We start from the raw sequence: 12,370 nt of genomic DNA on the forward strand, positions 1-12,370 counted from the left end.
CGAGCTCGTACATCGACAGGTCTTTACCGTAGCCGGAGTGCGTGAGTCCGCCGTGCGGCATCTCCGCGACGAGGCCATTGCTCCCGCCGCCGACACAATCGAGCAGTGGGCCGCGGCGCGGGATGAACGTCCGTTCCGGCCACCACGTCGATCCGAACCGAGCCGAGGATCAACTCCGTCCCGAACGAATTCGACGGAGATTCTGGCTGGATCGGCCCTGAACCCGCCGAAGCAGCTGGTTATAACCAAAATCTCCGTTGAATTGGTTATCCACGGTGGCCGCCGATGACGAAATTGCGAAGGTCGCGAGCGCTCACGGGACTCCCGAGTGGTTCGATGAGCCGGCGGAACCTCTCCATTAGCGACTATCCCAGCGGCGGGAACCGAGCCTGAACCAGGCAAACTCCCAAGGATTCCGTTGTGTTTGACGTGAATTGCTGCGGAATCGCTTGCCTGAGGTCACTCCCGCTGGCATACTCGCTGGATGAGCGTAAACGGGCGCAATGCGGGCAGGCCGGCAGCACTGGATGAGGTCTCGAAGAAGATCATCGAGCAGCTCCAGAACGACGGCCGACGCTCGTATGCCGAAATCGGCAAGGCGGTGGGCCTAAGCGAGGCCGCAGTGCGGCAGCGCGTGCAGAAATTGACGGATGCCGGCGTCATGCAGGTCGTCGCCGTCACCGACCCGATGCAGCTGGGCTTCTACCGCCAGGCCATGATCGGCATCCGCGCGACCGGGGACACTCGACTGCTCGCGGACCGGCTGTCCGCCATTCCGGCCGTCGACTACGTCGTCCTGACGGCCGGATCCTTCGACCTGCTGGTCGAAGTTGTCTGCGAGGACGACGACGAGCTGATCGACCTCCTCAATTCACAGATCCGTGGTCTCGAGGGCGTCAGCTCCACCGAGACCTTCGTTTATCTCAAACTCCACAAGCAGTTCTACAACTGGGGAACACGGTAAAAAAAATGACAATCACATTAGCCACCACCGACTCCGCCGCGCCCGTCGCCGCAGTCGCCGCCGAAGTTGCCACCGACAGCACCGGCGACACCACAGCCGAGGTGTCGGCCACACCCCGCGTCTACACGGATGCAGAGAACGCCACCCTGCAGCAGAAGGCGAAAGACCACCTCTGGATGCACTTCTCGCGCCAGTCCGTGCTCGAAAGCGGCCACGGCGTGCCGATCATCACCAAGGGTGTCGGCCACCACATCTGGGACTCGAACGGCAAGAAGTACATCGACGGCCTGAGCGGGCTGTTCACCGTCAATGCCGGCCACGGCCGCAAGCGGCTCGCCCAGGTGGCGGCGAAGCAGGCCGAGGAACTCGCGTTCTTCCCAATCTGGTCCTACGCCCACCCGAGCGCCATCGAACTAGCCGATCGTCTGGCCGCAAACGCGCCCGGCGACCTCAACCGGGTCTTCTACTCGACCGGAGGCGGCGAGGCCGTGGAGACCGCCTTCAAGCTGGCCAAGTACTACTGGAAGCTGCAGGGTCGCCCCACCAAGCACAAGGTCATCTCCCGCAACGTGGCCTACCACGGCACCCCGCAGGGCGCCTTGGCCATTACGGGCATCCCGGCCATGAAGGAAATGTTCGAACCGGTCACCCCCGGCGGATTCCGCGTCCCGAACACCAACTTCTACCGCGCCGACGAGCTGGGTTCCGGGCTCGGTGACGACGTGGAGAAGTTTGGCCTGTGGGCCGCCAACCGCATCGAAGAGATGATTCAGTTCGAGGGCCCGGAGACCGTGGCCGCGGTGTTCCTGGAACCCGTGCAGAACTCTGGTGGCTGCTTCCCGCCGCCCCCCGGCTACTTCAAGCGGGTGCGCGAGATCTGCGACCAGTACGACGTGCTGCTGGTGGCCGACGAGGTCATCACCGCTTTCGGACGCATCGGCAACATGTTCGCATCCACGACCTTCGGGATCGAGCCGGACATGATCACCTGCGCGAAGGGCATGACCAGCGGCTACTCCCCGATCGGCGCCACCATTATCAGCGACCGCATCTACGAGCCCTTCAAGCACGGTGACACGACCTTTTATCACGGTTACACTTTCGGTGGCCACCCGGTTTCCGCGGCCGTAGCCATGGCCAACCTCGACATCTTCGAGGAGGAAAAGCTCAACGAGAACGTGCGTGAGAACTCGCCACTTTTCCGGGCCGAGCTCGAGAAGCTGCTCGCCCTGCCGATCGTGGGCGACGTGCGCGGCGAGGGCTACTTCTTCGGAATCGAGCTGGTGAAGGACAAGGTCACCAAGGAGACCTTCAACGACGCCGAGTCTGAGCGCCTGCTGCGCGGCTACCTCTCCAAGGCGTTGTTCGAGGCCGGGCTGTACTGCCGTGCCGACGACCGCGGAGACCCCGTCGTGCAGCTCGCTCCCCCGCTGACCATCGGCCCGGCCGAATTCAGCGAGATCGGCGACATCCTGTACGGCGTGCTGTCGGAGGCGCCCAAGTACCTGTAGCCGCTACGGCCAACCGGATGCCTGAAGCCGGTTACCTGCCGCCAAAAGTTCGATAGCGGCATTCCGCTCAGGCGTTTTCGGGTTCGTCCGGGGGGACCGCAAACGCCCAGTCTGGTAGGTGCCCCGAACCGAAAACGGTGTGGAGCAACTCAGCCATGCCGTACTGCCGGTCAATGGCGAGTGCCTGGTCGACGAAGATTCCGGCGACCGACCCGCGCCCCATCGCCCACGACAGCCAGGCCAGCATGCACAGCGGCGCCGGTCTGGCCGTGCGCGGCGCCAGAGCGACCAGCACCTTCAGCAGTCGGATCGCCGGCTCGATGCGTTCGGGGTCGGGGCGCTCCCGGCCGAGCCCGAGCATAAGGTCGCTCGTGACCCGGGAGTGCGGGCTGTCGAGTCCGTCGGACTGCTCCTCAGCGATGATGTCGTCCAGGCTCCGCCCCGTGGCTCGCTGCAGGATGGCATACCGCAGGTTGAGGCAGTGCGTGTTGCGGCCGACCGTCTCTCCGAAGGCGAATTGCAGCATCATCTGGTCCCGGCAGGCCGGCCCCTGCATCAGGAACAGCAACGCGGCCGCGTCGTCAAGCCCCAGGTTCTGCGGGTCAAAACCGAGCGCCGCCTCCGCGGCCACCACCGGGTCAAGGATGTCACCGGCCAGCTCAAGCAGTTCGGGCATTGTGCCGGCCTGGCCACCGAGGCGTTGATAGCACGCCAGCCGGCGGCCGAGCCGCTCTCTCATCGACGGGTCGACCACCGGCAAGTCCGCGCGACTCTGCAGCGTCGCGAGGTCGCGGCGAACCTCGTCGGGGATGGCCCGGTGCACCTCGGAGGCGGCGATCGCGCGGAGCGGATACCCGCCGGCCGGGCAGTCCGGGTCGAAGTACGAGCCCCACCCGTCGGCGGCCACGCACAGGGCGTCGCGAAGCAGGAAACCGGAGAGCCGGGCGCGAGCGCACAGCACCTCGACGAAGCGTTCCTGCGGCAGGCCGGCCACAGCCACGATGTTCTCGTCGCTGTAGACGACGGGCACCAGCGCGTCGACGTCCGGGATCTTGCAGAGCGTTCCCACGAGCGTGGTGGCGATGCGCTTGAGCACCTTCTCCGGTGCCGCAGGGTCGGGCAGGTTGAACCGCATCGCCCCGCAGGTACGGTTGCCACGGAAGGCGACGAGCACCAGGCTCTTCTCGGGCAAGAACCCGGCGAGCTGCGGCACGAGCGCGAGGAAGTCATGTGCTTCCCTGGTCTTGACGATTGTCCTGTTCATGGGTCCACCCTCTCCGGAGCCGCCTCCACCTCCCGATCCGGGCCGGGTCGGTGCACGACTCGGCGGATTCACATTCTGGGGAGGACTGGCCACGTACTCTGGTTCAGACGGATGCGGCCGGTGGGCAAGCGCACGACACCGACAACAGGACGAGGTTCACGGATGGCATTCTCAATTTTTCTGGATGTGTTGCTGCTGGTCGTTCTGTTCGGCTACCTGATTTCCGGATACCGCAACGGCCTCATCGGCAGCATCGCCGGAATCGCCGGACTCGCGGCGGGTGCCGTCGCCGCCTACTTTCTGGTGCCGCTCGTGGGCACCTGGGTTCCCGCCGCGGAGTGGCGCACGGCCGCGACCCTCGCGGCCGCAGCTGTTCTGCTGATCGGCGGCCTCTCGCTCGGACGCTCCATCGGCAGGATCCTGACTCCCCAGGGCACTCGCAACAAGCTCCGGGTCGTCGACCGCATGCTCGGCGCCGGCGCAGCCGTCGCGGTGTCGGCCCTCGTGGTCTCGATGATCGCCTTCAGCGTCGGTGCCCTCGGGGTCCCCGTGGTGTCGTCGGCGGTGAGCTCGTCGAGCGTGATCCGCTCGATCGACTCCCTGACCCCGGACCAGGTGAAGAGCTTCCTGGCCCAACTGCGCTCCATCGTGGTGACCGAGGGCATCCCGCGTGTCGTGGAGGCCTTCAACGGCGAGGCCCCGGTCGTGCCGAGCGTGGGCACCGACAGCGACGCCCTGCGCGCGGCGAGCGCGTCGGTGATGAAGATCAGCGGCACCGCCTATGCGTGCGGGCAGAACCAGTCCGGCAGCGGTTTCGTGGTCGCTCCGGAACGGGTACTCACCAACGCTCACGTCGTCGCCGGGGTGGAGGAGCCCGTCGTCGTCACGCCCGACGGCAGGTCCCGTTCGGGTCAGATCGTCTACTTCGACCCGATCGTGGACCTCGCCGTGATCGCAGTGTCGGGGCTCGATGCTCCCCCGCTCTCCCTTGGCGACAATCTTCCGCCGGGCAGCCTTGCGGTGAGCAGCGGCTATCCCTTCGGCGGGCCATTCGAATCGGCGCCGGCCGAGGTCGTCGCCGTGGCCCCGGCCCTGGTCGCCGACATCTACGGGCAGGACCCGTCCTCCCGGCAGATCTACACGCTGGCTGCCGACGTCGACCATGGCGAATCGGGCGGCCCCCTGCTCAGCGAGGCCGGTATCGTAACGGGCGTCATCTTCGCGAAGTCGACCACCACCGAGAACCTCGGTTACGCCCTCGCCATGGAGGAAGTCGACCCGGTCGTAGAGCAGGCCGCCACGCTCGGCTCCCCGATCTCGTCCGGCACCTGCATCAGCGGCTAACTGAGTGAGTCCTCGTCGACTGGCTGTGTCGCTGCCTGCGGTCAAAACTGACTGTGCCCGGTGGACCCTGGTCCTCCAGGGCCGGACGCCGCACCCGGTACCGAACCAACTCGTTCGGGGTGGGCGGAAGAGCCAGTCGGAAACCCCCGTCCGCGAACTCTCAGTGGCCGCGGCCATGAGGACTCGCCCATCTGGTCCGCGATGGCAGACTAGACAGGTCCTGAACCAGCGGGACCACAGGAAAGGCTCACTGTATGACGATCATCGCCGCCGCCGACGGTTCGGCTCTGGGCAATCCCGGCCCCGCCGGATGGGCCTGGTTCGTCAACGATTCCTGCTGGGCCGCCGGCGGCTGGAAGCACGCCACCAATAATCAGGGCGAACTGAAGGCCGTGCTCGAACTGTTCCGGGCCACCGCGCACCTCGACGACGACCTTCTCGTGCTGTGCGACAGCCAGTATGTGATCAACTCCATCACCAAGTGGATGCGCGGTTGGAAGGCCAAGGGCTGGCGCAAGGCGGATGGCAAGCCCGTGATGAACCTGGATCTGCTCCAGGAGCTCGACGAAGCTCTGGCCGGACGCCGCTACCGGTTCGAATGGGTCAAGGGCCACGCTAACCACCCGCTCAACGAGGCCGCGGACAGCCGGGCCCGAGCCGTGTCAGAGGCGTACCAGCGGAACGCGCCGATCAACGCCGGCCCCGGCTGGGTGCGGGAGGGCGATGTCGCACCGGTTCGGCGCCCCGCGCTGACCTCGGCCACGAAAGCACGGGCCGTCGCTTCACCTGCCGCCACCCCGAAGCTCCCGGCCGGCCCGTCGCATCCGGAGCTGTTCGCGTTCGACGAGCCGGATGCCTCCCACACCGTGTCTCTGGAACTCTCCGCCGACGAGCACGCCCGTCTGACCGAACGTGCCGCCAGGCTCGGCGTCAGCGTCGGAGAACTTCTTCACGGGCTTATCTGACCTCGGTCTGCTTCACCGCGTTCTTCGACGCGGTCTTCGCCGCGTTCTTCGGCGGCAGAAGGGTGTTCGCCTCGTCGAGGGACATGCCATTGGTCTCCGGAATCTTGGTCAGCACGAACACGAATGACAGCGCCGCGAACAGCGCATACAGGCCGTAGGTCAACGGCAGCGAGACTGCCGCCAGTGTCGGGAACGTGACGGCGATCAGGAAGTTCGCGATCCACTGGGCCGCTGCGGCGATGCCGAGCGCCTTCACCCGGATGGTGTTCGGGAACATCTCGCCGAGCAGCACCCAGACCACCGGGCCCCAGGACGCACCGAAGAAGACCACGAACACATTGGCCGCGACCAGGGCGATCCCACCCCACGCACCGGGCAGGCTGATCTCGCCGCCCACAGTGACCGCCTGGCTGAAGGCGATCGCCATCGTGGCCAGCGACAGCGTCATGCCGATGGAACCGGTCATCAGGATCGGCCGACGTCCGATCCGGTCGATCAGGGCGATGGCGATGAAGGTAACCGCGATGTTGGTCAGGCCGGTGAACACCGAGATGGTGAGCGAGCTCGACTCCTCGAAGCCGACCGCCTTCCACAGGGTGGTCGAGTAGAAGAAGATCACGTTGATGCCGACGAACTGCTGGAACATCGACAAGAGGATGCCGATCCAGACGATCGGGCGCAGGCCGAAGGCCTTGCCACGCAGTGACCCGGTACGCTGACCCAGCGTGTCGGCCTTGATCGAGGCACGGATGTCGCGGATCTCGCGGTCCACATCGCCGTTGGGCCACACCTTCTGGAAGACCGCGCGGGCCTCCGTCTCACGGTCTTTCAGCACCAGGAACCGTGGGGACTCCGGGAGGATCTTCGCGATCACGAAGTACACGGCGGCGGGCAGCGCGCAGGCCAGGAACATCCAGCGCCAGGCATCGATCCCGAACAGGGAGGGCTCACCCGCGCCTCCCGCGGTGTTGGCGAACAGGGCGTCGGATAGCAGAGCAGAGAAAATACCGATCGTGATGGCGAGTTGCTGGAGCGATCCGAGGCGTCCCCGAATCGCTCGCGGTGAGATCTCGGCGATGTACGCCGGGGCCACCACGGATGCGAGCCCGATGCCGAGACCGCCGACGATGCGCCAGAGCACGAGGTCGTAGATGCTGAAGGCGAAGGCGGAACCGACCGAACTGACGAAGAACATGATCGAGCCCAGAAGCATCACCGGAATTCGACCGTATCGATCGCCGACCCGGCCGCCCAGGTAGGCCCCGGCTGCGGCGCCCAGTAGCGCGCTCGCGACCGCGAAGCCGGTGAGGGTCGCCGTGAGCGCGTACTCGTCTTGAATGGCATTCACCGCGCCGTTGATCACGGACGCGTCGAACCCGAAAAGAAACCCGCCGAAGGCTCCCGCCACTGCCAGCGCAATGACCTTTCCGTTCGTGGATGGTTTCTCGGTCTGGGTCATCGTCAGGGCCTCTGTCCTTTTTGTTGAACAATCCGAAAAGACTACGCCCCAACGAAGGGGCGCCGAACCTCGGCGGAACCTGCGCCCGCCATCTCCCTGTGCTATCCATAACTCATGACGCGATTCCTCGGAGTTGACCTGGCCTGGGCCGAAGGCAGCACGTCGAAACCGGCCAATGAATCCGGCCTGGCTTGCATCGACGAGAGCGGCCGGGTGCTCGACGCCGGCTGGGCCCGCGGCACGGATGCCGTGATGCGCTGGATCGACTCCCTGTGGGAACCCGGCGCCGTGCTGGCGGTTGACGCGCCCCTGGTGGTGAACAACCCCACCGGCATGCGCCTGTGCGAGCGGGAAACCGGCAGTCGCTACGGCCGCTGGCATGTCTCCGCGAACGCCTCGAACCTCGGCCGCCCCTGGGCCGGCGGGGTGACGATCCGCCGCCGATTGGAAGCCTCCGGCTGGACCTACACCGACGGCCTCGCGCCGATGGATAAGGCCACCCCCAGCTTCTTCGAGTGCTACCCCTACACGACGCTCGTGGGTGCGGCGGAGTTCGGCTACCTCGACAAGCGACCCCGCTACAAGCGCATGGGCACCTCTCTTCCGCCGGACGAACGCCGGACTGCGCGGGCCATGGTCTGCGATGACCTCATCCAGCGGATCTGGGGGCTCACCCGAGCGTCGCCGCCGCTCGACCTGGGCTCCCATCCCGTCTCGGACGCCCTGGTGACGGAGCATTCACCGTTGGTCGACCGAGCCTACAAACACCGGGAGGACCTGATCGACGCCCTGCTCTGCGCCTGGACGGCCTCGCTCTGGTGGCACCGGGGCACGGAGCGCTGCCAGGTTCTCGGCGCCCGGGACAACGTGTCGGAGCTCGGTCACCGACCGACCATCATCGCGCCGGCCCGGCCTGAGCAGCGCCGCGGCGACGAAGGGGCGCGGCTCGTCACCGCACCGGGTACCAGCGCGTCGTGACCCGCTCGGTCACCTGCCACGACACCGGCTCCACGTGAGTGCGGGCCGCGACGAGCACTCGGTCGCCGACCCGGAGGGCCATCGCGGCGTCATCCGCCGTGAAGCGCACGATCGCGCGCGGAGAACCGGCCACCACGGCAAGATCGGATGCCTCCACGGTCGTCAGCTCCGCGGCGGTGGCCGTCAGATGCGGCAGGACGGAGTCCGGGGCGATGCCCGAATGGAGAGCACCGATGATCAGGGTGATACGGAAAGACGGCATCCTGTCAGCGTAGGCGGGTGCGAACGAACAGGTGTCTACCGGTCTTAGGTGTTTCCCGACGTCCCGACGACCCGACGATTCGACGGAATCGAGGCCCACCATGATCTGGCGCGGCCCTCTTCTAGCACTGCAGGCGTTCCTGACACTCACCTCCCGGTCGGGAGGTCTAACTCTGCAACTCGGGCTGGACGTGCTCAGTCCCCGGTGGCCGACGCGGAATCCGGCTCCGGCTCCTGCCCCGGCCCCGGCCCCGGAAAGCGCACCTCGACCCGGGTCCGGTCCGCCAGCTCGTCCCCGGCCGGATGAGTCAACTCAATGATCACGACGCTCGGTGACTGGCCGAGCAGGTCGAGGATGGATCCGATCTCCAACCCGGAGTAGGGGTCGTCGACATCGAGCACCTCCGGCCGCATCCCGAACAGAGGGTCGGACTCGGCGATCATCAGCACGGCGCCGCGGTGTTCGGCCTGTTCGAAGATGCGGCCGAGGTTGTCCTCGGTGGCGGCAGCACTGGCTCCCACGACCTCGTTCAGGGGCACCGTCACGAGAGGCTTGCCCAGTTCGTTCGCGACGGATGCCGCGGCCTCGGCCTTCGTCACGGCATCCGCTCCCGTGAACACGGCGAGCGCACCTGCCCCGGCCAGCTTCACGACATCACGGACGGTTCCGACCACTGCCGTGCGCTCAGCTGCGTCCAGGGTGAACGAGGCCATCACGCCGAAGGACAGTCGCAGCGGTGCATTTGATGCCAGCCAGAGGGAGGTCAGCACCTCGTTGGTCAGCGGCGAGGGTGAGAGCCAGACCTGCAGGTTGTCTGCCGAGCCGATCGGGACGTTCAGCACGGGATGGCGTTCGATGGCGGCCCGCGCTGCACCGAAGGCACGGTGGCTGCCGGCATCCGTGTCGACGTCGTCGCCGGGAAAAGCACTCACCAGGTAGTGCAGCTCCGAAATCACTCGGCTGGGTCCCCTCTGGGTCTCCTCCCGATAACTGATCAGGCTGTCGTAGTAGAGGAACAGGTTGATGGAGGGGCCGATGACACCGGTGCGGGGTGCGCCGAGCACGTAGGCCGTGACCTGCAGCCCGATCGGCGGAGAAGACAGCAGTCGTTGGAGCGCGACGGTCGTCGAGGCGATGGCCTGGCCGTAGTTGGTGAGCGACGACATAGGGACCCCGGCTTCTGAGAGCTTCTGGATGCGAAAGTGAGCAGACAGTGCCACGGTACTCCGGCTCACCAACCAGATCGAGGAGTTCGGCTGCGCCACGGCGGAACCGGCCCGGTGCCCATCCCGCGGATGCCGTAGCCTGCTTCGATAGATGTGTTCCTCGCGATGTCCGCCTCAGTGAAGGAGTTCCATGGACTACTCGGCAACGATCGTGGCCCAGACCCACGTCACCAAGCCCGACGCACTGCGGCTGATCGCGGAGGCGGCCGGGTCGACCGTGCGAAATGCCGGGACGGCGCATCCGTTCGTGCCCCTCGTCGGCGGCGGTCGCGTCGAAGTGGAGATCCCCAAGTTCGGCGAGGGCCCGCCGCTCGCGATCGATGTCTTCAACCCCCACGGGGCCGAGCAGGCTCGGGCTTCGGCACTGTCATTGCAGGCTGCCCTCGCCAGCGTGACCGATTGGCCGACCGAGGTCAGGTAGCCGCGTGCGCGGCAACCCGCCCAGATAGACCCCCACCCGCCGCTGGACTCCTCCCCCCTTCCCGACGCGGATCAAGCCCCAGCAAACCTCGATGCGACGACCGCGTCCCGATGACGCGCTCCCGAGGTCTCCCTCCCGCCTGCNCGTCCCGATGACGCGCTCCCGAGGTCTCCCTCCCGCCTGCCATCCGCGGCCAGACCCCTGCACGCCTCGCGGCGCACCTTATAAGGTCGGCGCAGGTTGGATCCTGCGCCGGCTTCCACGACCCGCGCCGCCCTGTGCCTGGACTCAAGCTCTGACTGACCTACAGCACCACACACTTGCGCGGCAGCTCGCTCAGGGGAAGTCGAGGGCTGCTCGGGTTACAGGTCACCTGCTGAGAAGTTTGACTCTAACGGTGTCGTGGTTGACCTACGGGCCGCGACGGACTCACGAGGCGCCCCGCGGGCGACGCTCACCACTCGGTGCGTGCACGCTCCTGCTCGACGACCTCTTCCCGGTCGACCAGGCGGCGCAGTCCGGCGAGCGGTTGCGCCATACGGTGATTGCCCCGGATGCGTGGCTCCACCCGGTCGAGGAAGGCCCAGTACCCGGCGGTGAACGGGCATGCGTCCTCGCCCAGGCGTTTCTTCGGGTTGAACGTGCACGCGCCACAGAAGTCGCTCATCTTCGAGATGTAGGCGCCCCCGGAGGCATACGGCTTCGTGGCGACGATCCCGCCGTCGGCGTGCTGGGACATCCCGACCACATTGGCGGGCATCACCCATGGGGCGCCGTCGACGAAGGAGTTCGTGAACCACTCGGTGAGCTCGGCCGGTTGGTAACCGCGCTGCAGCGCCCAGTTGCCGAGCACCATCAGCCGCTGAATGTGGTGCGCATAGCCCGTGCGGCGCACCTCGTCGAGCACATGGCTGAGGCACTTCGCCCGCACGGAACTGCCATCGAGCTCAAGGAACTCCCGCGGCAGGGCCACCCGCGCCTCGAGGTGGTTGCTGCGCCGCACGTAGTCCTCACCCAGGTGCCAGTACAGGTGCCAGACCCAGTCCCGCCAGCCCATGATTTGGCGCACCACGGCCTCCACGCTCTGCAGTGGGGCTCCCCCGGTCTCGTACGCGGCGACTACGGCGTCGATCACCTCCCGCGGATGCAGCAGCCCCAAATTAAGGGGAACGCTCAGCCTGGCGTGGGCCATCGTCTCATCCCCGAGCAGCGAGGCATCCTCGAAGGGGCCGAAGTCGCTCAAACGCGTCTCGACGAAATCGGCGAGCGCCACAAGCGCTTCCGCCCGGGTGGCGGCGAACCGGCGGGGTCCGTCCTCGCCGATCAGTCGAATGCGCCCCTCGGCCTGCCACCGGTCGAGGTCGGCGCGCACCTGCTCGTCGATGTCGTCCTCCACCGGATGGAAGGGGTCCGGCAGCCCCAGGCCCACCGCTCCCTTCGGCGGCGGCTGACGGTTGTCGTGGTCGAAGTTGAACCGGCCGCCCTCGGGATCGGGCCCGCGCATGAGCAGCCCGGTTTCCGTGCGTGCACGGCGATAGAACTGATCCATGATCAGCCGGGACGGCGGTCTCCCCGCGGCCCAGACGGCGAAGTCGGCCTCACTGGTCACGAAGCCGCGGCTGGGCAGCACCCGCGCGCCGAGCTCGTGAACCAGCGCGCGGGAACCCCACGAGGTGGGGTTGACCACCTCAAGGTCCCGGCCGGCCAGCACATCCCGGTAGTGCTCGGCGCGCAGGTACTCGACCCGATCACCGAGCTCCCTGGCCCGGTGCCTGAGGGCGCTGAGAATGAGGTGCGCCTTGGCGCGATGGTAGGGGCGCCGACCGAGAACGCCGACGGACTCCACCATCAGGATCGGTCCGCCGTCGTCGAAATGCGGGCCGAGCTGGTCGGCGAACAGAAAGCGAGGCACTGCCATGGCTTCGAGTTTAGATGCTTTGCCGCACGCAAGGTTCGAGGCCGATGCCCAGCCGCGA

General features: G+C 66.8%; 11 protein-coding genes. 6 read left to right on the forward strand and 5 right to left on the reverse strand.

Annotated features, from left to right (window positions below; all coding sequences use genetic code 11):
- The first annotated feature begins 484 nt into the window (after window positions 1-484).
- A complete protein-coding gene (locus CXY79_RS02775; RefSeq protein WP_104099637.1) occupies window positions 485-964 on the forward strand; it encodes an Lrp/AsnC family transcriptional regulator in 480 nt (159 codons plus the stop codon).
- A gap of 5 nt (window positions 965-969) precedes the next feature.
- Window positions 970-2,475 (forward strand): aspartate aminotransferase family protein, encoded by a 1,506-nt coding sequence (locus tag CXY79_RS02780; RefSeq protein ID WP_104099638.1) that lies wholly within the window; start codon window positions 970-972, stop codon window positions 2,473-2,475.
- Window positions 2,476-2,542: 67 nt separating this feature from the next.
- Here CXY79_RS02780 and CXY79_RS02785 read toward each other — a convergent pair whose 3' ends face one another.
- The gene (locus CXY79_RS02785) at window positions 2,543-3,739 is read right to left on the reverse strand and encodes a DUF4192 domain-containing protein (RefSeq protein WP_104099639.1); all 1,197 of its coding nucleotides are present in this window, start codon (window positions 3,737-3,739) and stop codon (window positions 2,543-2,545) included.
- 162 nt (window positions 3,740-3,901) lie between these two features.
- On the opposite strand from CXY79_RS02785, the gene CXY79_RS02790 reads away from it, so the two are divergent.
- Together CXY79_RS02790 and CXY79_RS16840 are read left to right on the forward strand one after the other, a co-directional pair.
- Complete coding sequence (locus tag CXY79_RS02790; RefSeq protein ID WP_104099640.1) at window positions 3,902-5,083, forward strand: MarP family serine protease; 1,182 nt, start codon at window positions 3,902-3,904, stop codon at window positions 5,081-5,083.
- A gap of 254 nt (window positions 5,084-5,337) precedes the next feature.
- Entirely contained in the window at window positions 5,338-6,048 is a 711-nt protein-coding gene (locus CXY79_RS16840; protein ID WP_104099641.1) for an RNase H family protein, read from the forward strand.
- Here CXY79_RS16840 and CXY79_RS02800 read toward each other — a convergent pair.
- Window positions 6,041-7,612 carry a sugar porter family MFS transporter gene (locus CXY79_RS02800; protein WP_255570370.1) on the reverse strand — a complete coding sequence of 524 codons (1,572 nt, stop codon included), beginning with the start codon at window positions 7,610-7,612 and terminating at the stop codon, window positions 6,041-6,043. The genes CXY79_RS16840 and CXY79_RS02800 overlap by 8 nt on opposite strands.
- A 9-nt stretch (window positions 7,613-7,621) precedes the next feature.
- On the opposite strand from CXY79_RS02800, the gene CXY79_RS02805 reads away from it, so the two are divergent.
- A complete protein-coding gene (locus CXY79_RS02805) occupies window positions 7,622-8,485 on the forward strand; it encodes a DUF429 domain-containing protein (protein WP_104099669.1) in 864 nt (287 codons plus the stop codon).
- On the opposite strand, the gene CXY79_RS02810 is transcribed toward CXY79_RS02805, so the two are convergent.
- Window positions 8,457-8,747, reverse strand: a complete 291-nt coding sequence (locus CXY79_RS02810; protein ID WP_104099642.1) for a hypothetical protein — start codon at window positions 8,745-8,747, stop codon at window positions 8,457-8,459. The genes CXY79_RS02805 and CXY79_RS02810 overlap by 29 nt on opposite strands.
- A gap of 194 nt (window positions 8,748-8,941) precedes the next feature.
- Window positions 8,942-9,913, reverse strand: a complete 972-nt coding sequence (locus CXY79_RS02815) for a Pvc16 family protein (RefSeq protein WP_104099643.1) — start codon at window positions 9,911-9,913, stop codon at window positions 8,942-8,944.
- A gap of 190 nt (window positions 9,914-10,103) precedes the next feature.
- On the opposite strand from CXY79_RS02815, the gene CXY79_RS02820 reads away from it, so the two are divergent.
- Window positions 10,104-10,394 (forward strand): hypothetical protein, encoded by a 291-nt coding sequence (locus tag CXY79_RS02820; RefSeq protein ID WP_104099644.1) that lies wholly within the window; start codon window positions 10,104-10,106, stop codon window positions 10,392-10,394.
- A 454-nt stretch (window positions 10,395-10,848) separates the two neighbouring features.
- Here CXY79_RS02820 and CXY79_RS02825 read toward each other — a convergent pair whose 3' ends face one another.
- Window positions 10,849-12,312 carry a cryptochrome/photolyase family protein gene (locus CXY79_RS02825; RefSeq protein ID WP_104099645.1) on the reverse strand — a complete coding sequence of 488 codons (1,464 nt, stop codon included), beginning with the start codon at window positions 12,310-12,312 and terminating at the stop codon, window positions 10,849-10,851.
- Between the last annotated feature and the right edge of the window lie 58 nt (window positions 12,313-12,370).

Source organism: Cryobacterium sp. M96, from assembly GCF_002929845.1.
GTDB lineage: Bacteria > Actinomycetota > Actinomycetes > Actinomycetales > Microbacteriaceae > Cryobacterium > Cryobacterium sandaracinum.

What these genes read in the sequence shown, in the direction of transcription:
- CXY79_RS02775 (WP_104099637.1), top strand. Translation starts at nt 485, where the DNA reads ATGAGCGTAAACGGGCGCAATGCGGGCAGGCCGGCAGCACTGGATGAG.
- CXY79_RS02780 (WP_104099638.1), top strand. Translation starts at nt 970, where the DNA reads ATGACAATCACATTAGCCACCACCGACTCCGCCGCGCCCGTCGCCGCA.
- CXY79_RS02785 (WP_104099639.1), bottom strand. Translation starts at nt 3,739, where the DNA reads ATGAACAGGACAATCGTCAAGACCAGGGAAGCACATGACTTCCTCGCG.
- CXY79_RS02790 (WP_104099640.1), top strand. Translation starts at nt 3,902, where the DNA reads ATGGCATTCTCAATTTTTCTGGATGTGTTGCTGCTGGTCGTTCTGTTC.
- CXY79_RS16840 (WP_104099641.1), top strand. Translation starts at nt 5,338, where the DNA reads ATGACGATCATCGCCGCCGCCGACGGTTCGGCTCTGGGCAATCCCGGC.
- CXY79_RS02805 (WP_104099669.1), top strand. Translation starts at nt 7,622, where the DNA reads ATGACGCGATTCCTCGGAGTTGACCTGGCCTGGGCCGAAGGCAGCACG.
- CXY79_RS02810 (WP_104099642.1), bottom strand. Translation starts at nt 8,747, where the DNA reads ATGCCGTCTTTCCGTATCACCCTGATCATCGGTGCTCTCCATTCGGGC.
- CXY79_RS02815 (WP_104099643.1), bottom strand. Translation starts at nt 9,913, where the DNA reads ATGTCGTCGCTCACCAACTACGGCCAGGCCATCGCCTCGACGACCGTC.
- CXY79_RS02820 (WP_104099644.1), top strand. Translation starts at nt 10,104, where the DNA reads ATGGACTACTCGGCAACGATCGTGGCCCAGACCCACGTCACCAAGCCC.
- CXY79_RS02825 (WP_104099645.1), bottom strand. Translation starts at nt 12,312, where the DNA reads ATGGCAGTGCCTCGCTTTCTGTTCGCCGACCAGCTCGGCCCGCATTTC.